This window comes from Achromobacter sp. CSND-B12 (genome assembly GCF_052906545.1).
The window spans coordinates 718,526-741,574 of record NZ_JBREGJ010000001.1; the positions used below are offsets into that span (position 1 = coordinate 718,526).

The 23,049-nt window shown below is 70.0% G+C and carries 21 protein-coding genes and 2 riboswitches; of the genes, 8 read left to right on the forward strand and 13 right to left on the reverse strand.

All coding sequences use genetic code 11. The features are described from left to right. Positions 1-5: 5 nt before the first annotated feature. On the reverse strand, positions 6-1,310 hold the full coding sequence (gene ppk2 / locus ACUTAG_RS03260; RefSeq protein WP_446649985.1) for a polyphosphate kinase 2: 1,305 nt from the start codon (positions 1,308-1,310) through the stop codon (positions 6-8). A 199-nt stretch (positions 1,311-1,509) separates the two neighbouring features. Here ppk2 and ACUTAG_RS03265 point away from each other — a divergent pair, with 199 nt between their 5' ends. Next, on the forward strand, positions 1,510-1,953 hold the full coding sequence (locus tag ACUTAG_RS03265; RefSeq protein WP_049055544.1) for a hypothetical protein: 444 nt from the start codon (positions 1,510-1,512) through the stop codon (positions 1,951-1,953). Positions 1,954-1,989: 36 nt separating this feature from the next. After that, complete coding sequence (locus tag ACUTAG_RS03270) at positions 1,990-3,066, forward strand: hypothetical protein (protein WP_006384860.1); 1,077 nt, start codon at positions 1,990-1,992, stop codon at positions 3,064-3,066. Positions 3,067-3,108: 42 nt separating this feature from the next. On the opposite strand, the gene ACUTAG_RS03275 is transcribed toward ACUTAG_RS03270, so the two are convergent. The 6 genes from ACUTAG_RS03275 to ACUTAG_RS03300 all read right to left on the reverse strand — a co-directional run bounded on the left by ACUTAG_RS03275 (position 3,109) and on the right by ACUTAG_RS03300 (position 9,235). Next, complete coding sequence (locus ACUTAG_RS03275; RefSeq protein ID WP_076469075.1) at positions 3,109-4,305, reverse strand: trans-sulfuration enzyme family protein; 1,197 nt, start codon at positions 4,303-4,305, stop codon at positions 3,109-3,111. Positions 4,306-4,351: 46 nt separating this feature from the next. Further along, the gene (locus ACUTAG_RS03280; protein WP_148318258.1) at positions 4,352-5,008 is read right to left on the reverse strand and encodes a methionine ABC transporter permease; all 657 of its coding nucleotides are present in this window, start codon (positions 5,006-5,008) and stop codon (positions 4,352-4,354) included. Further along, positions 4,989-6,104, reverse strand: coding sequence for a methionine ABC transporter ATP-binding protein (locus tag ACUTAG_RS03285; protein ID WP_024069616.1), 1,116 nt, complete (start codon positions 6,102-6,104; stop codon positions 4,989-4,991). Before ACUTAG_RS03285 ends, ACUTAG_RS03280 begins: the two co-directional genes overlap by 20 nt. Before the next feature lie 91 nt (positions 6,105-6,195). Continuing rightward, positions 6,196-7,035: a MetQ/NlpA family ABC transporter substrate-binding protein gene (locus ACUTAG_RS03290; RefSeq protein ID WP_006384864.1), complete on the reverse strand. Its 840-nt coding sequence runs from the start codon at positions 7,033-7,035 to the stop codon at positions 6,196-6,198. Between the two features lie 201 nt (positions 7,036-7,236). Then, a complete protein-coding gene (locus ACUTAG_RS03295) occupies positions 7,237-7,662 on the reverse strand; it encodes a CopD family protein (RefSeq protein ID WP_053500734.1) in 426 nt (141 codons plus the stop codon). 169 nt (positions 7,663-7,831) lie between these two features. Next, entirely contained in the window at positions 7,832-9,235 is a 1,404-nt protein-coding gene (locus ACUTAG_RS03300; RefSeq protein ID WP_047991267.1) for a spinster family MFS transporter, read from the reverse strand. A gap of 162 nt (positions 9,236-9,397) precedes the next feature. Here ACUTAG_RS03300 and ACUTAG_RS03305 point away from each other — a divergent pair, with 162 nt between their 5' ends. The 3 genes from ACUTAG_RS03305 to ACUTAG_RS03315 all read left to right on the forward strand — a co-directional run bounded on the left by ACUTAG_RS03305 (position 9,398) and on the right by ACUTAG_RS03315 (position 12,694). Further along, entirely contained in the window at positions 9,398-10,390 is a 993-nt protein-coding gene (locus ACUTAG_RS03305; protein ID WP_006384866.1) for an AraC-like ligand-binding domain-containing protein, read from the forward strand. A gap of 190 nt (positions 10,391-10,580) precedes the next feature. Then, complete coding sequence (locus ACUTAG_RS03310; protein ID WP_110134702.1) at positions 10,581-11,678, forward strand: NAD/NADP octopine/nopaline dehydrogenase family protein; 1,098 nt, start codon at positions 10,581-10,583, stop codon at positions 11,676-11,678. A gap of 2 nt (positions 11,679-11,680) precedes the next feature. Next, positions 11,681-12,694: a 3-hydroxybutyryl-CoA dehydrogenase gene (locus ACUTAG_RS03315; RefSeq protein ID WP_148318260.1), complete on the forward strand. Its 1,014-nt coding sequence runs from the start codon at positions 11,681-11,683 to the stop codon at positions 12,692-12,694. Positions 12,695-12,721: 27 nt separating this feature from the next. Here ACUTAG_RS03315 and blaELC read toward each other — a convergent pair whose 3' ends face one another. Next, positions 12,722-13,948 (reverse strand): ELC family class C beta-lactamase, encoded by a 1,227-nt coding sequence (blaELC, locus tag ACUTAG_RS03320; RefSeq protein ID WP_262352254.1) that lies wholly within the window; start codon positions 13,946-13,948, stop codon positions 12,722-12,724. Between the two features lie 137 nt (positions 13,949-14,085). Continuing rightward, positions 14,086-14,176, forward strand: a riboswitch (glycine riboswitch). Position 14,177: 1 nt separating this feature from the next. Next, positions 14,178-14,264: riboswitch (glycine riboswitch) on the forward strand. 44 nt (positions 14,265-14,308) lie between these two features. On the opposite strand from blaELC, the gene ACUTAG_RS03325 reads away from it, so the two are divergent. Next, positions 14,309-15,538 (forward strand): D-amino acid dehydrogenase, encoded by a 1,230-nt coding sequence (locus tag ACUTAG_RS03325; RefSeq protein WP_058664841.1) that lies wholly within the window; start codon positions 14,309-14,311, stop codon positions 15,536-15,538. Positions 15,539-15,589: 51 nt separating this feature from the next. On the opposite strand, the gene ACUTAG_RS03330 is transcribed toward ACUTAG_RS03325, so the two are convergent. The 3 genes from ACUTAG_RS03330 to pdxR all read right to left on the reverse strand — a co-directional run bounded on the left by ACUTAG_RS03330 (position 15,590) and on the right by pdxR (position 18,835). Next, positions 15,590-16,333: a sulfite exporter TauE/SafE family protein gene (locus tag ACUTAG_RS03330; protein ID WP_148318262.1), complete on the reverse strand. Its 744-nt coding sequence runs from the start codon at positions 16,331-16,333 to the stop codon at positions 15,590-15,592. 144 nt (positions 16,334-16,477) lie between these two features. After that, positions 16,478-17,266 carry a PhzF family phenazine biosynthesis protein gene (locus tag ACUTAG_RS03335; RefSeq protein WP_148318264.1) on the reverse strand — a complete coding sequence of 263 codons (789 nt, stop codon included), beginning with the start codon at positions 17,264-17,266 and terminating at the stop codon, positions 16,478-16,480. A 57-nt stretch (positions 17,267-17,323) separates the two neighbouring features. Next, a complete protein-coding gene (pdxR, locus tag ACUTAG_RS03340; protein ID WP_148318266.1) occupies positions 17,324-18,835 on the reverse strand; it encodes a MocR-like pyridoxine biosynthesis transcription factor PdxR in 1,512 nt (503 codons plus the stop codon). Between the two features lie 81 nt (positions 18,836-18,916). Here pdxR and ACUTAG_RS03345 point away from each other — a divergent pair, with 81 nt between their 5' ends. Beyond that, positions 18,917-20,632 (forward strand): NAD(P)H dependent flavin oxidoreductase family protein, encoded by a 1,716-nt coding sequence (locus ACUTAG_RS03345; RefSeq protein ID WP_148318268.1) that lies wholly within the window; start codon positions 18,917-18,919, stop codon positions 20,630-20,632. Between the two features lie 97 nt (positions 20,633-20,729). After that, on the forward strand, positions 20,730-21,176 hold the full coding sequence (locus tag ACUTAG_RS03350; protein ID WP_020928567.1) for an SRPBCC family protein: 447 nt from the start codon (positions 20,730-20,732) through the stop codon (positions 21,174-21,176). A 6-nt stretch (positions 21,177-21,182) separates the two neighbouring features. On the opposite strand, the gene ACUTAG_RS03355 is transcribed toward ACUTAG_RS03350, so the two are convergent. Beyond that, positions 21,183-22,130: a Dyp-type peroxidase gene (locus ACUTAG_RS03355; protein ID WP_047991274.1), complete on the reverse strand. Its 948-nt coding sequence runs from the start codon at positions 22,128-22,130 to the stop codon at positions 21,183-21,185. A 108-nt stretch (positions 22,131-22,238) separates the two neighbouring features. After that, positions 22,239-23,048 carry a DinB family protein gene (locus ACUTAG_RS03360; protein WP_148318270.1) on the reverse strand — a complete coding sequence of 270 codons (810 nt, stop codon included), beginning with the start codon at positions 23,046-23,048 and terminating at the stop codon, positions 22,239-22,241. Between the last annotated feature and the right edge of the window lies 1 nt (position 23,049).

Consider the following 23,049-nt stretch of genomic DNA (forward strand, 5'->3'; position numbering starts at 1 on the left):
CGCGGCTACAGCGCCCGCCCCACGATCAATGGATCCAGCGCCAGTTCCGGCGCGCCGCTCTTGCCTTCGTACGGCAAGCGGGTCAGCACGTAGCGCATGGCGTTCAGGCGCGCGCGCTTCTTGCAGTCGGACTTGACCACGATCCACGGCGCATCGGCGGTGTCGGTGTGCGCGAACATGGCTTCCTTGGCGCGGGTGTAGTCGTCCCACTTGTCGAGCGACGCCAGGTCCACCGGGCTGAGTTTCCACTGCTTGAGCGGATGCACCTTGCGCTGCAGGAAACGGCGGCGTTGCTCCTCCTGGCTGACCGAGAACCAGAACTTGATCAGGTGGATGCCGCTGGTGACCAGGTGCCGTTCGAAGTCGGGCACCTGGTGCAGGAATTGCAGGTATTCGTCTTCCGAGCAAAAACCCATCACGCGCTCGACGCCGGCGCGGTTGTACCAGGAGCGGTCGAACATGACGATCTCGCCGGCGGTCGGCAGGTGCTGCACGTAGCGCTGGAAGTACCACTGGCCGCGCTCGGTATCGGACGGTTTTTCCAGCGCCACCACGCGCGCGCCGCGCGGATTGAGATGTTCCATCATGCGCTTGATGGTGCCGCCCTTGCCTGCCGCGTCGCGGCCCTCGAACAGAATCACCACGCGCTGGCCGGTGGCCTTGACCCAGGCCTGCAATTTCAGCAGCTCGACCTGCAGGGCGTACTTCTGCTTTTCGTAATTGTGCCGCAGCATGCGGTGACGATAGGGATAGATGCCCTCGCGCCAGTCGGTGGCCAGTTCCTCGTCGGGATTGCGCCGGGCGGCCGGGGCCTGGGTGTTGGCCTGCAGCAGCGCGCGATGCACCGCCACGGCATCGTCCGGCGACAGTTCCTCGATGACCGCTCGCAGCGCTTCGTGGGCTTCGCCGGACTGCCCCACCTGGTAGCGGCGGGCGATGTCCGCCAACACCGCGGTGGTTTCCTGGCGCGCCGCGACTTCGCGCGCGCTGACACGCTTGCGCGCCTGCAGCGCGGGCTCCAGGGCAGGCGAGGCGGGCGGCTGCGGCGAGGACGGCTTGGCGGCGGAGCGTTTGGAGGCAGGCGGTTTGGCGGTGGACCGTTCGGCGGTGGCTTGCCTGGAAGTGGCTTGCCTGGAAGTGGCTTGCCTGGAAGTGGCTTGCCTGGAAGTGGCTTGCCTGGAAGTGGCTTGCCTGGCGGCCGGGCTGGCAGCCGTGCGCGTGCGCCGCGGCGCGGCGGTGCGCTTGGCGGCGCGGGGTTCGTCCTTGCCGGTTTCGGGAGGTTCGGAGGCTGGCGCGATCTTGTCCGTCATCAATACAGTCCTTGCTATGCGTGTCGTGCGATCCGACGCGGCCGGCCGGTCGCCGGCGAGCCGTCAGGAAAAAACATCTACCCTACCCCGCGCGGTGGGGCGCGGAGTTGATGTGAATCAATGCTTGTAACATTCTTGCAGCATTCCTCGCCCGATCGCCCCGCTACACTGCCGCCATCGCCATCGCCCTGCCGCCAGCATGTGGTCACGCCTCAAACGGCTTTTCGTTCGCCCGCCCGCCGCCCCGGATCCCTACGCCGAGACCTTCCGCTTCGATGACGCGGGCTTCACGCGCGCGCTGGGCGTCCCCGACGGCACCGGCCGGCGGCAGTCCTGGCCCTGGGATGCCGTGTGCGAGTTCGGCTTTCGTTTCACGCCGGCGCTTTTCCCCGATCCCTGGTACGGCGACTACATGGAAGGCCTGTGGTACCTGCGCGTCATCGAAGACGGCACGCCGATGGCGGTGGAGTTCGGCCAGGAGCATCTCGACGCCGACGCGCTGCCGCCCGCCCTGCTGCGCCATCTGCCGGGGCTGGACTTGCGGCCGCTACGCGAGGGCCTGGCGCAGGCCGCCCGCGGACCGCGGCACTTTGCCGGCGAGGGCGAATGGGTGGGCTGGCGGCGCGAGCCGCGTTGCGCCTGACCGGGCTGCACGGTAACATCTGATGCAGAATATTTCATGACCGGCGCCGCCGTGGACACGCGTAGAGAACCCACCCTGCAAGGCGCCGACACGCCGCTGCCCCCGCCGCCGGCCACTGCCGCGCGGCCCTTGCCCAGCGCGGCGCTGCGCGCCTGGACCTGGGTCCTGTACATCGGCTTGTGGCTGGCGCTGCTGGCCATCAAGCGCGACGACACGCCCGGCGCGGCCAGCGCGGCCGAATCGCTGGGCTACCGCGTCGGCAGCGCGTTGGGCTGCGCGCTCCTGCTGCTGCTGCCCGCTGCCATCGCGATCGGCGTGTTGTCGTTGTTCAAGCGCTTTCGCACCCCGTTGCACCGCATGCGCGCCGCATTCGCCATCGGCGTGGTGCTGGCGGTGGCGGTCGCCGCGCTGGCCAGCCTCTCGGCCTATCGCGAGGCGCAAAAAGCCACTGCCCTGGCCGAGATCCGCCGCACCGGCGAGTGGATGCGCGCGGCGATCAACGCCCCCGACCATCCGCCCGGCGACGTGCCGGACATCGACGCCACACCCAAGGCGCGCGGCGTGTATGGCGAGATCGAACGCGGCGTCAAGATCATGCTGGGACAACGGGTGGCGCAGTACCGCGCCTACATGCGGGAACTGGACGAAGTGCGGCTGTCCGACCTGTTCATTCCCAACCGGCTGGCGCGCGACCGAGGGCTGGTGGAGAGCCGGCTGATCCTGGAGCAATCGCAGCGCGTGGTGCAGAAATACAGCCAGCAGAATCAGCGGTTGCTGGGGGACGTGCCCGCCACCATCCGTTCGCTCGACCTGAGCGAGCAGCAGAAGAACCAGATGGTCGAGGGCGCGATCAAGGCGCGCCCGCAGCAACGCGCAATGCTGGCCCGCAACTGGGACCTGGAGCGCCAGACGCTGGCCGAGTTCGAGAAGATGATCAATCTGCTCGACGACAACCGCCGTTCCTGGCGCGTGGAACACAACGAGATCGTGTTCGACCGCGACAGCCTGTTGAACCGCTTCCGCGCGCACCAGCTGGCCGTGCGCCAGTTGACCGAGGAACGCGCGCGGCTGGAGGCGCAGCAGTTCGACAGCCTGACCTCGGTGCTGCGCTGAGGGACTGGCGCTCGAACCTGCGTGGAGCCGGCCGGCTCGCCGTCACCGCGCCGCGCGGTCCAGTCCCTGCTTGAGATCGGCCAGGATGTCCGCGGCGGTTTCCAGGCCCACGGACAATCGCAGCAGCCCCTCCGACAAGCCGTACTTCTCGCGGTCCTCGGCGGTGTAGCTGGCGTGCGTCATGGTGGCCGGATGCTGGATCAGGGTTTCCGGGTCGCCCAGGCTGACGGCGATGCGCGCCAGCTTCAGGCTGTCGAGCAGGCGCCGGCCGGCGGCCAGCCCGCCCTTCAGTTCGAACGCCACCAGGCCGCCGCCGGCCGCCTGCTGGCGCTGCGCGACCTCGGCGCCGGCCGTGCCGGGCAGGCCCGGGTAGAACACGTCGGCTACCGCCGCGTGCTCGCGCAGGAACTTCGCCACCTTCAATGCCGATTCGCTGTGGCGCTCGACCCGCAATTCCAGCGTCTTCAGGCCGCGCAACACCAGGAAGGCGGTGAACGGCGACAGCGTCGCGCCGGTGAAGTAGCGCAGGCCTTGCAGGCGGATCGCGTCGATGTGCTGCTTGCGGCCGACCACCGCGCCGGCGAGCAGGTCGCCGTGGCCGCCCAGGTACTTGGTGGCCGAGTGCAGCACGATGTCGGCGCCGTGCTGCAGCGGCCGTTGCAGCACCGGCGTGGCGAAGGTGTTGTCGACGATGGTCAAGAGGCCCTTGCCGCGCGCGATGGCCGAGATGGCGGCAATGTCGACCAGCCGCAGGTTGGGGTTGGCCGGCGTCTCGAAATAGACCGCGCGGGTCTTGGGGCCGATGGCGGCGGCCACCGTTTCCGGGTGCGTGAAGTCGGCGAACACGGCGTTGATGCCCAGGCGCGGCAACCCCTGCGCGAACAGCGTGAAGGCAGTGCCGTAGACGATCTGGTCGACCACGATCTCGTCGCCGCTTTGCAGCAGCGACAGCAGCGTGGCCGAGATCGCCGCCATGCCGGAGGCCGTGACCACGCCGGCCTCGGCCCCTTCGAGCGAGGCCAGCCGCTCTTCCAGCAAGGCCTGGGTCGGGTTGCGGGTGCGGCCGTAGACGTAGCCCGATTGTTCGCCCAGGCGGATGCGGTCGAAGGCCTCGATGCTGTCCTGGGTGTAGGTGGACGTCAGGTAAAGGGGCGGCGACAGCGCCCCCTGTTCGTCCAGCGGGTCGTAGCCCAGGTGGATGGCGCGGGTGGCGAAGCCGTGGTGTGACGTGTCGGACATGGGAGTCTCCGGAAATCGGTTCAGGAAAGCGGACGGCGCGGCGCCGTCAACGCTTGTGGTCGGCGCGGCGCGACAGCCATTCGCCGGTGAATTGCACGATCGAGACCAGCGCGATCAGGATCACGATCACTTCGAACATCACGCGGGTTTCATAGCGTTCGTAGCCGTAGCGGATCGCCAGGTCGCCCAGGCCGCCGGCGCCCACCGCGCCGGCCATGGCCGAGGCGTTGATCATGGCGATGACGCTGACGGTCATGCCGCCGATGATGCCGGGCAGCGCCTCGGGCAGCAGCACGTGGCGCACGATGTGCCAGCGGCGGCAGCCCATGGCGCGCGCGGCTTCCACCAGGCCATGGTCGACGTCGTTCAGGCTGACCTGGGCGATGCGCGCGAAGAACGGCACCAGGTTGGCAGACAGCGGCACGATCGCGGCCCAGGTGCCGAGCGTGGTGCCGACCAGCATGCGCGTGAACGGCAACATCGCCACCAGCAGGATGATGAAGGGGATGGCGCGGAACGTGTTCACGGTGATCGACAGCGCCTTGTTCAGGCGCGGCCGCGGATACAGGTTGCCCGGCGCGGTGATCGTCAGCACCACCGCCAGCGCCAGGCCCGCGGCGATCGCGATGAGCGCGGACACGCCCACCATGGTCAGCGTCTGCAGGAAGGCCTGCAGGTATTTATCAAGCATCGGCAGCGACATAGCCCAGAACCTCGATCTGATCGGCCACCAGCGCGGCGCGCGCGGCCTCTTCCTGTAGAACGGCGGCAGGCACCGACACCAGCAGGCTGCCCTGGGCGTGGCCGCGCAGGCGGTCCAGCCCGCCGTGCAGCAGCGTCGCGCCCGGGCCCAGCGCCGCCAGCGCCTGCAGCGACACGCCGTCGGGGCGGCCCTGGCCGGTGAAGCGCAGGCGCAGCACCGCCACGCCGGCCCTGCCCGACAGGCCCGCCAGGTCCGGCGCCAGCCGCGCCGCCAGGTCGGCCGGCAGGTCATGCTGCAAGGGCCGCAACAGCGCGCGGGTGGCGTCGGCCTGCGGATTGCCGAACACGCGCCAGACCTCGCCGTGCTCGACCTTGCGGCCGCCGTCCAGCACCAGCACCTTGTGGCAGACCTCGCGGATCACCGCCATGTCGTGCGTGATCAGCACCACCGTCAGGCCCAGCTTGCGGTTGATGTCGCGCAGCAGCGCCAGGATCGACTGGGTGGTTTCGGGGTCGAGCGCCGAGGTGGCTTCGTCGCACAGCAGGATTTCGGGGTCGTGCACCAGGGCGCGGGCGATGCCCACGCGCTGCTTCTGGCCGCCGGACAGCTTGGACGGATAGGTGTCGGCCTTGTCGCGCAATCCGACCAGGTCCAGCAGCGCGTCGACCTTGGCGCGCGCCTCGGCCGGCCTGACGCCCGCGACGCGCAGCGGCAGGGCCACGTTCTGCGCCACCGTCTTGGCCGACAGCAGGTTGAAGTGCTGGAAGATCATGCCGATGCGGCGCCGCAGGCCGACCAGCGCGTCCTCGTCCAGGCCGCCGACGTCGACGCCGTCGACCCGCACCTGGCCGGCGCTGGGCCGCTCCAGCATGTTGATCGAGCGCAGCAGGGTCGACTTGCCGGCGCCGCTGCGGCCGATGATGCCGAACACCTCGCCGCGCCCGATGGCAAAGGAGATATCGGACAGCGCCGTTACCGTGCCCTGCGGGCCCTGGTAGCGTTTCTGCAGTCCGTCGAAAACGATGTGGGCGTCGCGCGCCGCGTCGGCGGCGGGCCGCAGGGCCGGATCCGCCAGGGGAATGTCGTGTTGCATCATGCTGTGTTCCCGAGCCGCCCGCGCGGCGGCGCGTGCCGCCCCGCGAACGAGGATGGCGGCGGCGCCGGCTGGCGCCGCCGCGCCTTCCGGCTCAGAAGACCGGGATCACCGAGCCTTCGTATTTGCTCAGGATGAACTGGCGCACTTCCTCGGAGTGGTAGGCCTTGACCAGCTCGGGCACCCAGGGCGCGTTCCTGTCTTTCTCGCGCACGGCGATGATGTTGACGTAGGGGTTGTTCTCTTTCTTCTCGACCGCGATGCCGTCGCGGGTGGCGATCAGCCCGGCCTGGTAGGCGAAGCTGTTGACGATGGCCGCGGTGTCGACGTCGGGCAGTGAACGCGCCAGCACCACCGAGGCGCTTTCGACGAAGTCGAGCTTGCGCGGGTTGGAGGTCACGTCGGCCAGCGTGGCGGTGCCGGTGGCCGGATCGAAGCCGTCCTTGAGCGTGATCAGGCCCTGGTCGCGCAGGATCACCAGCGCGCGGGTCTGGTTGCTGGGATCGTTGGGAATGCCGACCTTGGCGCCCTCGGGCAGGGCCTGCAGCGACTTGTATTTCTTCGAATAGAAGGCGATGGGCGAGATCAGCGTATTGGCGACCGACACCAGCTTGTAGCCGCGCTGCTTGATCTGGTCGTTCAGGAACGGGATGTGCTGGAACGCGTTGGCGTCCAGGTCGCCGTTGTTGAGCGCCTCGTTGGGGCTGGCGGTGCCGGTGATGACCACCGGCTCGACCGCCAGGCCGTTCCTCTTGGCGACCTGCGCCACCACTTCCCAGATCTGTTCGTCGACGCCGCCGCGCACGCCGACCTTGAGCGGCTTGGGATCGGCGGAGAACGCCGGCCCGTGGAACATGGCGGCGGCGGCCAGCACGGCGCCCAGCAGGGCCTTGGCCAACGTGCCCGCGCGGGCGCTGTAAGTACGGGGAGTCATATGGAAATCGCCTCTCAGTCGATACGGTTATGAGGAGACGATTCTAGGGATGGCCCCCGCGGCCACGAACGAATACTTCGTTGAGTCGTTATTACGGGGGTGTTTGGATATGGCGCCGGCGCATAAGCGGCCGCGCCCCGCGCCGACGGCGCGCGCCGGCCCGGCATGCCGGCGCCGCGTGGCCACGCCGCAGGCCGGGCCTCAGAACGGCTTGACCACCACCAGGGTCACGATGACCGCCGCGGCGACCACCGTGAGCGGCGCGTACAGGTCGACCAGCGGCGCGCGCTTCGCGCCGCCCTGGGCCTGGCGGCGCAAGGCCGCGCTCTGCACGCCCAGCAGGCCCGACAGGACCAGCGCCAGCGCGATCTTGATCCAGATCCAGGTCATGGCGAACCAGCCGAAGGTCACGGCCAGGTGCAGGCCGACCAGCCAGGCCAGCACCATCGCCGGCGTGGTGACGAACAGCGTCCAGCGGCGCAGGGCGCCCAGCATCTTGCGTTCCTTGGGCGCCTCGTCGCTGTCGGGCGGCTGCGACGACAGCAGGAACAGCGACACGAACAGGGAGCCGCCCAGCCATGCGACCACGGCGGCGACATGCAGCATTTTGAGTAATTGGTAGGTCATGCGCGCGATTATCGCCGCAGTGGCGAATCGCGGGGGGCTGGACGGGGCCTGGAGGTTTGCGCCAGGACAAAGGCGGACGCCGGTCCGGGATGGCCCGGCCTGACCGCCGCGCCCCGGCGCGGGCGCGGCAGCCGTATGCCGCCTCACCGGGCTTGCGGCATCGCGCGCGTCACGGCGTCTGCCCGGCAGGCGCGCGCGCTGGCGCCGCAACCTGCGCGGCGGGTGCGGCGCGCTCGCCTTCTTCCCGCGCCAGGCTGCGCCGGTACTTGCCGCAGCCTGCCGCCAGCAGGCCGATGCACAGCAGCGTGGCCACGCCGATCAGCAGCGACATGGAATGCCCCACCGCCGCCGGGTCGCGGAACAGGCGGTCGGTCAGCAGCGCCACCGCCGTGGTGCCCAGCCCCAACCCGACCAGGTTGGAGATCAGCAGGAACAGCGCCGACACCTGGGCGCGCAGCTGGTTCGGCGGCAGGATCTGCATGGCCGCCGTGGACGTCGGCATGGGGAACGAGGCGAAGAACATCGCCGGCAGCAGCAGGCCCACCGACAGCCACAACCCGTTCGCCTGGGTGAAGGCCACGGCCGGCAGCGCCATGCCGATCGCGCCGATGACGCCGGCGCGCAGAGGCGCGTCGCTGTAGCCGCGCCGCGCCAGCCAGTCCATCAGCCAGCCGCCGCAGAACACGCCCGCGGTGTTGGCCACCAGCACCACGGTGCCCAGCATGTAGCCCGCCTCCACCGGCGACAGGCCGAACTTGCGCATGTAGAAGGCCGGCGTCCAGCCCAGCAGGCAGAACAGGATCATGGCGTAGAACGAGAACCCCAGGTAATGGCAGCAGAAGGTGCCGCGATGGCGGCCCAGGAAGCGGAACAATGCGCCCGCGGTGGGCTTCTGCACCCGCCCGTCGGCGTCGTGGCGCAGGCCCTTGCGTTGCGGATCGCGCACGGTCAGCAGGATCAGCAGCGCCACCAGCACGCCGGGCAGGCCGACGATGAAGAACGTCACCTGCCACGGCCGCAGTTCGCCCACGCCGGGCAGGCGCACGCTATCCACGCTCTTGAGCAGGTCGATGACATAGCCGCCGATCAGGAAAGCCAGGCCGCCGCCGATGAACGAGCCGATCGAATAGATGCCCACGGCGCGCCCGAGCTTGTGGCGCGGGAACATGTCGCTGAGCATCGAATACGTGGCCGGCGACAGCGCCGCCTCGCCCACCCCCACGCCGATGCGCGCCAGGAACATCTGGCCGAAGTTCTTCGACAGGCCGCAGGCGGCGGTCGCCAGGCTCCAGAAGGCCACGCCGATGGCGATGATGCGGGGCCGCGAATAGCGGTCGGCCAGCAGCGCGATGGGGATGCCCATGAAGGCGTAGAACAGCGAGAAGGCCAGCCCGTGCAGCAGGCTGAACTGGGTGTCCGAGAGCTGCAGGTCGCGCTTGATGGGTTCGATCATCAGGGCCAGGATCTGCCTGTCGACGAACGAAAATATGTACGCTAGCATGCAGATCAGGACGACATACCATTCATAGGCATAGCGTTTCTGCGCCGCGTCGGTTCCGGTATCGCCCGTCATGTTCTTCCCTTGTATCGCAATGGGATCGCGCCGGCCGCATCGAGGCGGTGGCGGCGTCCCGCTGTCTGGTTCGCCATTCCGATGGCTGCATCTGTTGTAGGCCTTTGCGCCGGCCGGCTCTATACCGGGCGCGCAACGGCTATTCCCGGGGCGCAGGAAAGCATGTTCCACGATACCTATCCGCTGCAACGCCATTGCCTGCTGGATTCGGGCAATCTTTCCGAGATCACCGACCAGGTCAGCCAGCACCTGTGGTCGCACCGCATGTGCGTGGCGCGCGGCGATCCCCTGCAATCGCGCCTGTATGGCGTGTTCTTCGGCAGCGCCGCGCTGTTCGACCTGCACTATGGCGCCGAGGTCGAGATCGACGCCGGCGACATCGCCCGCTACTACCTGGTGCGCGTCACGCTGCAAGGCGCCGGACAGGTCACGCTGGGCAAGCGCAGCGCGGCCCTGCGCGAAGGCGGCCTGACCATTTCGTCGCCCTCCGAGCGCAGCGTGCTGCGCATCGGCCCGGATTGCCGCAGCCTGATCCTGCGGGTCGAGCGGCAGGCGCTGGAACGCCAGCTGCAACAGTTGCTGGACCGTCCGCTGCGCCAGGCGCTGGTGTTCGACCTGGAGGCGGCGCCCGGTTCGGCAGGCCTGGCGGCGGTGCAGGAAACGCTGGACTACCTGTGCAGGCTGTACCAGCACCCCGCCATCGAAGGCGTGACGCAGACATTGGCGGCGGGCTTTTCCGACTACCTGGTCTCGCTGCTGCTGATGCAGCTGCCGCACAACTATTCCGAGGCGCTGCGCGCCGATCGCCGCCAGCCGCTGCCGCTGCACGTGCGGCGCGCGCGCGACTACATCGAAGACCACATCGACGCGCCCATCGCCCTGCCCGACCTGGCCGCGCATTGCGGCGTCTCGATCCGCACCTTGCAGAACGGCTTCACCCAGTTCCTGCAGCAGAGCCCCAGCGACTACCTGCGCAACCGCCGCCTGGCGCTGGCGCACGCGGCGCTGGGCAACGCCGGCGACGGCGACAGCGTCACCGACATCCTGCTGCGCTGCGGCGTGACCAGCTTCGGCCATTTCGCCACGCACTACCGCAAGCGCTACGGCTGCCTGCCGTCCGACACGCTCCGGCAGGGCCGCGCCCGCGCCTGTTGAAGGGCGGCGCGCGAGGTCTGTTCAAGCGCGGGGCGCCAGGCCCATTGCGGTGGCGGGTCGCGCCTGCCGACGCAGCGGGCCGCGCCCCGCCGCGCATTCCCTTGCCGATTCCGTATTCCGCTTGCGCCTGCGGCGCAGTCCGCCGTGCCGGCCATCGCTAGGATCGAAGCTCTCACGAAGGAGCTCGATCATGCGCATCGGCGTTATTGGAGGCGGCCACGGCTGCTACGCGGCGACCGCCGACCTGGCGGAAAAAGGACATCGGGTGCGCCTGTGGCGCCGCGACGCGGCGGCGTTCGACAGCCTGCGCCGCGCCGGCGCCCTGGAAGTCACCGACTATCGCGGCACCCGCCGTATCGCCCTGGGCGAGGCGCCCGGCCAGATCGAGCTGACGGCCGACCTGGCCGCCGCCGCCGCGGGCGCGCAACTGCTGGTGATTCCGCTGCCGTCCACCTCGCATGCGGCGCTGGCGCCCGAGCTGGCGCCGCACCTGCGCGACGGCCAGGTGGTGTTCCTGCCACCCGGCACCTTCGGCAGCTATCTGTTTGCCCGCGCCCTGCGCCAGGTCGGCAACCCGGCCGAGGTCGCCTTTGCCGAAACCGGCACCCTGCCCTATCTGGCGCGCAAGCACGGCGACCGCGTCGTCATCAGCGCCTACGCCACGCGCCTGCCCACCGGCGTGTTCCCGAGTCGCCTGGCCGGCTCCGCGCTGGCAACGCTGGCGCAGGCCTATCCGAGCGTCGAGCCGATCGAGGACGCGCTGTCCGGGGCGCTGATGAACGCCGGCCCGGTGATCCACCCGCCGCTGATCCTGATGAACGCCGGTCCGCTCGAACACTTCGAACGCTGGGACATCCACAACGAGGGCACGCAGCCGTCGATCCGCCGCGTGACCGACGCGCTGGACGCCGAACGCATCGCCATCCGCGCCGCGCTGGGCTACGCCGCGCCGCATTTTCCGCTGGCCGACCACTATGCCAGCGAGGGCGACGAATGGATGTATGGCCGCGGCGCCCACGGCAAGCTGACCGACAGCGGCGACTGGCGCGAAACCATCGACCTGGGCACGCACCGCTACATGCTGGAAGACACGCGCCTGGGCCTGTCGTTCCTGGTGTCGACCGGCCGCTGGGCCGGCGTGCCCACGCCGGTGGCGCAGGGCCTGTTGAGCGTGGCCTCGGCCGTGACCGGCCGCGACCTGTACGCCGAGGGCCGCACGCTGGAGGCGCTGGGGCTGGACGCCCTGTCGCGCGCCGACATGGCCGCGCTGCTCGCGCAAGGATGCTGACCATGGAACGGACCTTGTGCGTGGTCGGCGCCGGCCGCATGGGCATGGGCATCGCCCTGTCATACATCCATGCCGGACTGGACGTTACGCTGATCGACATCAAGCCGCGCGCGCGCGGCGAGCGCGCCGAAACCTTCGCCCGCGTGCTGGGCGGCCTGCGGCGCGAACTGGGCACGCTCGTGCGGTTAGGCCTGCTGGACGAGGCCCAGGCCGACACCGCGCTGGGCCGCGTGCGCCTGGTGGCGCGCGAGGACGCCCTGGCCGACCTGGCCCGCGCCCGCGTGGTGTTCGAGGCGGTGCCCGAGCAACTGGACATCAAGCGCGACACCTTCGACTGGCTCGGCGAGGCCTGCGCGCCGGACAGCGTTATCGCCTCCACCACCTCGACCTTCCTGGTCACCGAACTGGCCGACATGGTGCGCGCGCCCGGCCGCTTCCTGAACGCGCACTGGCTCAATCCCGCCTACCTGATCCCGCTGGTGGAGGTGAGCCCCGGCCCGCGGACCAGCGACGCGGCGTTGCAGGACCTGCTGGCGGTGCTGCGCCTGGCCGGCAAGACGCCGGTGCGGTGCGCGCCCGCCGCCGGCTACATCGTGCCGCGCATCCAGGCGCTGGCCATGAACGAGGCGGCCCGCATGGTCGAGGAAGGCGTGGCCAGCGCCGAGGACGTCGACACCGCCGTGCGGCTGGGCTTCGGCCTGCGCTTCTCGGTGCTGGGCCTGCTGGAGTTCATCGACTGGGGCGGCGGCGACATCCTCTACTACGCCTCGCACTACCTGTCCGGCGCGCTAGATGCGCGCTTCGCGGCCCCGGCCATCATCGAACGCAACATGGAACAGGGGCGCAACGGCCTGCGCGAAGGGCAAGGCTTCTACGACTATGGCGGCATGGACGTCGAAGCGTACAAGTTGCGGCGGCTGGGCGAGTTGTGCGCGCGGCTGGAGATCATGGGGTTGCTGCCGAGGTTCGATGGCGCCAGGGCGGCCGGCCAGGCGCCCCCTGCGGCCCGATCCTGAAGGCCGCCGCGCGCCGGGCGGCGGCATTCACGGCGCCAGCGCCTCGAGCACCCGCAGCGCCAACCGCACCCGCGCCTCGTTGGGATAGTTGCGGTTGGCCAGGATCACGATGCCGAGCTTGCGCGACGGCACGAACGCCACGTAGGCGCCAAAGCCATTGGTGGCGCCGGTCTTGTTGACCCACACCGCCTGCTGCGGCGCCAGCGGCGGTTGCTGGGCCTTGACCGGCAGGGTCTCGAACGCGAACTGGGCGGAGTTGCCGCGCACCAGGTCGTCCACCGACACCGGGTAGCGATACTGTTCCCAGATCAGGTCCTGCGTCATCGCGCCCAACTGGTAATAGCCGGTGTGGGTCTCGGCGATGGCGCGCTGCAGCGTGGCGTCGACCGGCGCGGCGCCCAGGTTGATCTCGACGAAACGCAGCATGTCGCGGGCGCTGGACTTCACGCCGTAGGCCTCGTCGGCCAGCACGCCCGGGTTCAGGCGCACCGGCGCGTCCTGCTTGTCGTAGCCCTGGGCGTAGTCGGGCATCTTGCGCGGCGGCACTTCGAGCCAGGTGTCGCGCAGGCCCAGCTTGGGAAACAGCTGCTGCTCCATCGCCGCCACGTAGGACTCGCCCAGCGCGCGCGCCGCCACCACGCCCAGCATGCCGATGCTGGGGTTGGCATAGGTGCGCTTCGTGCCGGGCGCATACCGCGGGGTCCAGGCCTTGAGGTAGTCCATCAGTTGCGCCGTGTTCTGGACCGCGTCCGGCACCTGCAAGGGAAAGCCGCCGGCGGTGTGCGTGGCCAGGTTCACCAGCGTCAGCTTGGCGAATTCGCTGCCTTGCAGCTCGGGCACCCACTTGGCCGGACTGTCGGCCAGCGACAGGCGGCCCGTGGCCTGCGCGTAGGCGGCCAGCGTGACGGTGAAGGTCTTGCTGATCGAACCCAGTTCGAACAGGGTGTCGCTGGAAACGGCGCGGCGCGGCTGGCGCGAGGCGTCGCCATAGTTGAAGAAGCGCTGCTCGCCATTGTGGCTGACGCCGATGGCCATGCCGTCGATGCCATATTGGCGCATGACCTCGGCCACCGCGGCGTCGACGGCGGCGGTGGCGCGATCGGCCTTGGCGGGCGTGGATGCGGAGGCCGATGCCGTGGCTGCCTTGGCGGCCGGCGCTTGCGCAACGGCCGGGCTGGCCGAGGCGGTGCCGGCCAGGGCCAGCGCCAACGTCGTGGATAGCAGGGAAATACGGAACATTGCCGGAGCGCGCATGCGGGATCGTCCTTTCGTTTTCTGACCGGCGCGTGCCGCGCGGGTTGGCGCCCAGTGTAGAGCCTATCCGCCTCCTTCCTGGTATTAACCCTGAGTCCCGCTCGCGGCAGATTTTGGCTATTCTCACTGCGTCGATTCAAAACCCCGCAGAAGAGTCCCGTCCCCGTGGCGGGCGCCGACGGAGCAACCGCCCCGGAAACTCTCAGGCAACAGGACTGCGCGGTCTAGACAATCTGGAGAGAGGCGCCTGGCGCCCACCGAAGGGGAACCCGCGCCCTCGCGCCCGGGTGAAGCTCTCAGGTACAGAGACAGATGGGGTGCCGCGATCATCGGATCGTGGCCACGCCATCTGGAGCCATCATGCCCCGCATCGCCATCATCGGCGCCGGTATCACCGGCGTCACGTCCGCCTACGCCTTGAGCAAACTGGGCTACGACGTCACCGTCTACGACCGTCAGCGCTATCCCGCCATGGAGACGTCCTACGCCAACGGCGGCCAGTTGTCCGCCAGCAATGCCGAAGTCTGGAACAGCGCCGCCACCATCATGAAGGGCCTGCGCTGGCTCGGCCGCCACGACGCGCCGCTGCTGCTCAATCCGCGTCCGAGCTGGCACAAGTATTCATGGCTGGCCCAGTTCATGGGGCAGATCCGCAACTATCGCCAGAACACTATCGCCACCACGCGCATGGCGATCGAGGCGCGCCAGCACCTGTACGCCATGGCCGAGGAGGAAGGCATCGATTTCGACCTGGAGCGCCGCGGCATCCTGCACATCTACCACGATGCCGCCAGCTTCGAGACCGCGCGCCGCGCCAACGCGCTGCTGCGCGAAGGCGGGCTGGAGCGGCACGCGGTCACGCCGGAGGAAATCCGCGGCATCGAGCCGACGCTGCAAACGCCCTGCCACGGCGGCTTCTATACGCCGTCCGACGCCACCGGCGACATCCACAAGTTCACCAGCGGCCTGGCGCGGGCCTGCGCGCGCCGCGGCGTGCGCTTCGAACAGGATGCCGACATCCGCGCCATCAGCCGCGACGGCCTGCCCTATGTGCTGGACCTGGCGCGCGAGGACGGCACGCGGCGCGAACAGCACGAAACCGACGCCATCGTGGTCTGCGCCGGCGCCGCCAGCCGCCAGTTCGCGCGGCAATTGGGCGACAGGCTGAACATCTATCCGGTCAAGGGCTATTCGATCAGCGTGCACCTGGACGACGCCGCCAGCCAGGCCGCCGCGCCCAGCGTGAGCCTGCTGGACGAGGCCGCCAAGATCGTCACCAGCCGCCTGGGCGACCGTTTCCGCGTGGCCGGCACGGCCGAGTTCAACGGCTTCAACCTGGACATCCGCGCCGAACGCATCCAGCCGCTGGTGGACTGGACCCGCCGCCACTTTCCCGGCGTGCGCACGGCGCGCGTGGTGCCCTGGTGCGGGTTGCGGCCGATGATGCCCGACATGATGCCGCGCGTCGGCCCCGGCAAGCGGCCCGGCGTGTTCTACAACACCGGCCATGGGCACCTGGGCTGGACGCTGTCGGCGGCCACGGCGCAGATGCTGGCGGCGAGCGTGCGGGAGGGGGTGGGACTGTCGTAAAGCCATTGCGGCAGAGCACAGGCCGGGAGCGGGCCCGACGCGGACCGGCCCTCAATACCCCAGCAGCCGCGGCACCGACGACGCCAGCAGCGTCAGCCCCGAGCAGGTCAGCAGCCCCAGCACCAGGCGGCGGAACGCGACTTCGGAGATGCCGATGTACAGGCGCGTGCCCAGCAGCGTGGGGATCAGCATGGCCGGCGCCACCACGGCGAACATGGGCGCCATGTCGCGCGTGACGATGCCCGTGGCCAGGTAGGTGGCCATGGTCACGGCCAGCATCGACAGGTTGAAATTCTGGATCACGGCGCGCTGCGTGTCCTTGCCGAAACCGCGCAGCGTGCACCACAGCGTCGGCACGCTGCCGGCAAAGCCGCCGATGCCGCCCATCACGCCGCCCACCAGCCCGACCGCGCCGTCCCCCCAGCGATTGCCGCCGATGCGCGGCAGGCGCTGCGCCATCAGCATGACCGGACACCACAGCGCCAGCAGCGCGCCCAGCACCGCCTTGAACCAGTCCACGTCCAGGTGCGGCAGGATCAGGACGCCCAGCGGAATACCCGCCAGGCCACCTAGCAGGAAGGGCCACAGCAAGGGCCAGTTGAAGCCGCGCCGCACCGAGAATACCGCCAGCAGCTGGCCGGTGAGCGCGCCGAACACGGCCAGCGCCGCCGCCAGCCGCGGATCCAGCACCCAGGCCCAGAACGACATGGCCACCATGCCGAAGGCAAAGCCCGACAGGCCCTGCACGAATCCCGCCACGGCCGCCCCGACGGCGACTATCCACACCGCATCCATTGCCCTGCGTCTCCTTGTTGTCGTGTCCGGCGGCGGAAGGATCGTTCCGTCCGGCTCTCGTGACGGCAGATTCTAGGCGCGTGTCGCGGCGGCCTTATTTGAAGTGTTGATGAGGCAATAGGTTTTCGGTGATGGCGGCGCGGTTCACAGGAAGATCGTGCCGCGCAGGTACAACGCGGCCTGGCCGCTGATGATGACGCGGCCGTTGTCGCGCAGCTCGCAGCGCAGCTGGCCCTTGCGCGCCCCGCCCTGCTCGGCGGTGAGCCGGGTCTTGCCCAGCCGCTCGCCCCAATAAGGCGCCAGCGAGGTGTGCGCCGACCCCGTGACCGGGTCTTCGTTGACGCCGACGCGCGGCCCGAACCAGCGCGACACGAAGTCGTAGCGGGTGGACGGCGCCGTCACCGCCACGCCGCGCACGTCGAACGCCGCCAGCGCGGCGAAGTCGGGCGCGAGACCGTCGATCAGGCTTTCGTCGTCGATCACCACCAGGTAGTCGTCGGTGCGGTACAGCGCGCGCGCCGCCGGCAGGCCGAGCGCCCTCAGCAGGCCGTCGGGGATGGCTTCGGCCACCGGGCGCCTGGCGGGAAAATCCATCGCCAGCCCGTCGCCGGCGCGCCGCACCTGCAGTTCGCCGCTGCGGGTGGCAAAGCGCAGCACCTCTTCGCTGGCGCCCAATTGCTCGAACAGCACCCAGGCGGTCGCCAGGGTCGCATGGCCGCACAGGTCGACCTCGACTGCGGGCGTGAACCAGCGCAGCTCGTGGATGTCGCCGCGGCGCACGACGTAGGCGGTCTCGGACAGGTTGTTTTCTTCGGCGATGCGTTGCAGTGTGGCATCCGGCAGCCACGCCTCCAGCGGCACCACCGCGGCGGGGTTGCCGCCAAAGGGCGCGGCGGAAAAGGCGTCCACCTGGTAGAGATCGAGTTGCGGCATGAGGAATCCTGGAAAAAACGGTGAAGGCGGGACGCGGCGCCGCCATGCCGCATTTTGCTACGAAACGCCCGCGACTTCCCGCAGCAGCGCCTCCAGGCTGTCCAGTTCCGCCTCCTGGCGCGCGCTGTAGCCGATCACCACGCCCGCCGGCCAGGACACGCGCCGACAGAAATCCGCGACCGGCTGCAGCCCCACACCCAGCGCGCGCGCCCGCGCCAGCAATGCCGCCACGTCGATGCCGGGCGGCGGCCACCACACCAGGTGAAAGCCCGCATGTTCGCCGCTGACTTGCAGCGACGCCGCGCCCACCGCCTGGCGCAACATGCGCAGCACCCGATCGCGCCGCTGCGCATAGACCGGCCGCGCCCGCCGCACATGGCGCGCGAAGCCGCCGTTCTCCAGGAACGCCGCCAGCGTCATCTGCTCGACGATGCTGCCGGAGCGGCCCGTCAGGTAGCGGGCGCGGGCGAAGTCCGCCACCAGCGGCCGGGGCAGCACCGCGTAGCCGATGCGCAGGGCGTTGAACAGGGTCTTGTTGAAACTGCCGCAGTGAATCACGCGGTCGGCGCGGTCCAGGCTTTTCAGGGCCGCCAGCGGCGCGCCGTCGTAGTTGAATTCGCTGTCGTAGTCGTCGTCCAGGATCCAGCAACCGGCCTGCTCGGCCCAGTCCAGCAGCTCCAGGCGGCGCGACACCGGCATGGTGACGCCGGTGGGCGACTGGTGCGCCGGCGTCACATGCACCAGCCTGACGCCGCGATGGCGGCGGGCGCGCGCCACGGAAAAGCCGTGCTGGTCGATGGCCACCGGCACCACGCGCCGCGTGTACTGGCTGAACAGCGGCATGGCATTGAGGTAGCCGGGGTCTTCCACCAGCACCTTGTCGCGCGGCGTGAGCAGAATGCGCCCGCTGAGATCGAGGCCGTCGCGGATGCCGGTCAGCACCACCACCTGGTCGGCATCGCAGGCAATGCCGCGCGCCGCGCCGAGATAGCGCGCAATCTGTTCGCGCAGGGGATACCAGCCCTGCGGATCCTCGCGCGCCAGTTGCGCCGCCGTCACCCGCCGGGCGCTGGCCAGCAGGCCCTGGCGCCAGGCCGCCATGGGGAACAGCGAGGCGTCGGCGCCGCGCGCGGTGAAAGGCGGTTCGTGCCGCAAGGGAGGAACCGAACGGTCGGCATCCCGCGGGGCCGAGCGCGGCGCGGGCGGCGCGCCGCGCGTGGCGGCAGCGGGCGCCGTGGCCGTATCGCCCGGCAGTCCGTGGCGAAAGAAATTATCCGGGATGACCGCCGCCACATAGGTGCCGGACCCGACCGCGCCGGCGGTATAGCCTTCGCCGCGCAACTGGTCGTAGGCGGCCTCGACGGTGGAACGGGCAACATGCCAGCGCGCCGCCAGGCTGCGGGTGGACGGCAGCCGCCCGCCCGAGGGCAGGACGCCGCGCAGGATGCGCTCGCGGATCTGCCGGTACACCCAGGACTGCTTGGATTCGTCAGGGCGCGGCGGATCGACCGGCAGGTCCAGGCTGGCCTCCTGGCGGGTATCGCGCGAAAGTGGCTTGGTCTGGTTCATGAAAATGGCCCTATTTCATCGAGCCATTCTATCGCTACATTGCCCCCATCGCCCCCCGGGGCACGCCACCGGAATCGCGCCATGTCCACGCCCGCCCACACCATCGTCCTCGAGCACGGCCGCTTCACCAGCGATGGCAGCACCTCGATCCTGGAAGCCGCGCTGGCCCAGGGCGTGGCCGTGCCGTTTTCCTGTCAGCGCGGCGAGTGCGGTTCATGCCGGGCCCAGGTGGCCGGCGGCGCCTACGCCCGCATCGCGCCGCCCACCGAGCGCACCTATGTCACCGCCGCCGACGAATTGCTGATGTGCCAGTGCCGGGCGACCGGCGACCTGGCGCTGCGCTTTGCGCACTGGCAGGCGCCGGCGCAACCGGCGCGCCACTACCCGGTGACGGTGCTGTCGCGGGTGCCGCTGACCGCCGACGTGACCCGGCTGATCGTGGCGCCCCACGACGCCGCCGGGGCCTTCACCTGGCAGGCCGGGCAGCATGTGCGCTTCCTGATGGAAGATGGCGGCGAGCGCCCGTTCTCCATCGCCAGCGTGCCAGCCGCGGCCGGCCCCGCCCGACTCGAATTCCACATCCGGCGCATGCCCGGCGGCGGTTTCACCGAACGGGTGCTGCCGCGCCTGATGCCCGGCGACACGCTCACCCTGGCGGGCCCGCACGGCGCCTGCGTCTGGCCGGCGCGGGGCTGGGCCGAGGTGGTCCAGGAGCTGGTGCTGCTGGCCACCGGCACCGGCTATGCCGGCGTCCACGCGATCATGATGGCGGCATTGCAGGACCCGCGCATCAGGCGCGTCACGCTCTACTGGGGCGGCCGCGACGAGGACGACTGCTACGCGGGCCCGCTGCTCAACGCGCTGCAAGGCAAGCACAGCGGGTTCCAATGGCAGGCGGTGCTGTCGCGAGCATCCGCCACGCCCGCCTGGCACGTGCAGGACGCCGCCCTGGCCGCGGACCACGACTGGCCGCGCACGGTGGCCTACGCCTGCGGCAACCCGGCCATGGTGCGCGCGGCGCGGGATCGGTTGTGCGCGGCCGGCCTGCCGCCGGACCGCTTCGTGTCCGAAGCCTTCGTGCCGGCGCGGGATCGGCCCGCCACGCGCGTCGCGCCCGCCCCGGCCCACCCGTGGGAACAGGTCGGCCAGCGTTTCAGCCTGGACGGCATCCTCGACGCCCGCCGCCGGTCGCGCGAGGCGGTGCGCGAGATTGCCGCGCTGCTGCGGCCCGGCATGACCACGCGCGAGGCGGTCACGGCGGCCGACGCCCACCTGCGCCGCATGGGCGCGTCGCACAACTGGCATCCGACCTACGTGCGCTTCGGCCCCGACTCGCAGTCGCCGGCGGTGCAGCCCACCGACTTCCAGCGCCGGCTGCGCGACGATGACGTGTTCGTGGTGGACATCGGCCCGGTCTGGGACGGCTACGAGGGTGACTATGGCGACACCTTCGTGCTGGGCGCGGATGCCGACCGCCGGCGCTGCGCCGAAGCCGCGCGCCAGGTGTTCCGGCGCACCCGCGAGGACTGGCTGCGCGGGCTGACCGGCGCGGCCCTGTACGACCGCGCCGAGGCCTACGCGCGCGACTATGGCTGCGAGCTGGTGCGCGAGGTGCCGGGCCACCGGGTGGCGGATTTTCCGCACGCGCTGTACGGCCGGCACCGGCTGGCGCAGGCCGAATTCGTGCCGGCCGACGGCATCTGGGTGCTGGAGATCCAGGTGCGCGACCGGACGCTGCCGATCGGCGCGTTCTACGAGGACGTGCTGTTGCGGGAGATGGCGGACGCGGCAATTTGACCGGACTCAGGGTTTGTCCCAATGCCCGGCCTGTCGATCCGCCCCAAGCTCATACGTCGTCCCGATACGCACCACTTCCTTCAAAGGCGGATTCATCATGACGACTGGCACTGTTACCCTGCATCGCGTCCTGCGCGCATCACCCGACACCGTTTACCGCGCCTTCCTCGAGCCAGACGCGGTCGTGCGCTGGCTGCCCCCGTATGGCTTCACCTGCGAGGTCTTCGAGCTTGATGCCAAGGTCGGCGGCAGGCACCGCATGGCGTTCCGCAATTTCGGCACCGGCCACGCCCACGGCTTCGGCGGCGAATACCTGGAACTGGTGCCGGGCGAGAAGATCCGCTACACCGATGAGTTCGACGACCCGAACCTGCCGGGTCGCATGCAGACCACGATCACCTTGCGCAAGGTGTCCTGCGGCACGGAGATGACCGTGGTGCAGGAGAACATCCCCGCGGTGATCCCGACGGAGATGTGCTACCTGGGCTGGCAGGAGTCGCTGGCCCAGCTGATGCGGCTGGTCGAGCCGCAGATCCCCGACTGAGGCCGATCAGCCTGCGCGTTCAGCCAGCTCGTCCAGCAGCTCGGCCGACGGCACGAAGAACAGGCTGCCGGTGACGGCGCGGCTGTAGTCCAGCAGGCGGTCGTAGTTGCCGGCAGGACGGCCCACGAACATGTTCTCGAGCATCTGTTCGATCGGCTTGGGCGAACGCGCGTAGCCGATGAAATAGGTGCCGAATTCGCCGGCGCCGGCGCGGCCGAACGGCATGTTGTCGCGCAGGATCTTGATCTCCTGGCCATCTTCTTCCAGGGTGGTCAGGGCGCTGTGCGAGTACGACGGCTTGACGTCGTCGGGCAGCTCGACGTTGGTGAGCTTGCGGCGGCCGATGATGAGTTCCTGCTGTTCGGTGGACAGCTTTTCCCAGGCGCTCATGTCGTGCAGGTACTTCTGCACCAGCACGTAGCTGCCGCCGGCGAAGGCTGCGTCCTCGTCGCCGATCAGGGTGTAGCCGGGCAGTTCGAACCCCTGCGGGTTCTCGGTGCCGTCGACGAAGCCGATGATGGCGCGCCGGTCGAAGTAGCGGAAGCCGTGCACTTCATCGACCACCGTGGCCGCCGAGCCCAGCGCGGCCACCAGCAAGGTGGCCAGCTCGAAACAGGCGTCCATGGCTTCGGCGCGGATGTGCAGCAGGATGTCGCCCGGCGTCGACACGGCGACGCGCTCGCCCGTGCCGATTTCGCGGAACGGATGCAGGCCGGCGGGCCGCGGCGCGCCGAACAGCGTGTCCCAGGCGGCCGAGCCGAAGCCACAGACACAGGACAGGTCGGCGGCCACCGCGCGCGTGCCGACGGTGCGCACCAGGTTGCCGACGTCTTCACACCAGGCGCGCACGGCGGCGGCGTTGTCGGCGCCGGGGTTCAGCGTGGCGACGATGAAGATCGCGTAGCGGGCGTTGGGGCTGAGGACGGCTTGCGGTTCTACGGGTTTTTCAGGCATGGGATTCGATGGGGCCGGCGGCGGCCCGCGAGAAAGAAAAGGGGCGCTGGCAATATAGCCGATGCGGTCGCGGACCCGCGGCACGGGCGTGGCGGCGGGCGCCGCGGCTCATGCGGCGCCGCGTTCGCCACGAGCGGTCGGCGGGGCCAGTTCGGCGAGCAGTTCTTCCAGTTCCTGGCAATGGGTGCGGTCGTGCTCGAGCAGCTCGCGCACGATCTGTTCGAGCGTCATGCGGTGCAGGCCGTCGCGCAGGCCGCACCGCGCCAGCGCCGTCGCGTCCAGCTTGCGCAGCGAGGCGCACAACTGCGCCCGGCCGCGGCGGAACGAGGCCAGCGCGGCGTCCGGGTCCTGCTCCTGGTAATCGCGCTCGGCCGCCAGGGCGCTGCCGTCGACGGAATCGATGCGCGGCAGCGGCGCGGCAAGAATGGCCTCGATGCGCTGGACGAACACGGTATCCAGGCCGCGCAGGAGGCAGACGTGTTCGGTGGCCGAAAACCCGGTTCCCTCGGGCCGGCGGGTACGCCAGGGCGCCCGCACGCGCGCCATCAGGCTGGCCACGGCGTCCGGCATGCGCGCCAGCCCGTCGATGACCCCGGAGAACGGCAGCGCCACGGGCCGCGGGCTGAACACCGCGCCATAGCTGAAGATCGCGCCCGCCACGCGGCCGCGCGCCTGCACCACCTCATGACCATGGCGCCGCATCAGGTCGGCCACGAGCGCGCCGCAGAACTGCCGCGCGGTGGTGTCCGCCGCGACTTCGGGGAACATCGTTTCGACGTCGTCGCTGATGGCGGCGACGGCGGCCACGCCGACCCGCGACAGCGCCGCGTACTCGAGGTAGCGGCCCGGCTCGTCAATCAGGGCCTCGAGCTGCTGCCCGAGAGGGGTGGCGCGGAATCGGTCGAAACGGGAATGCATG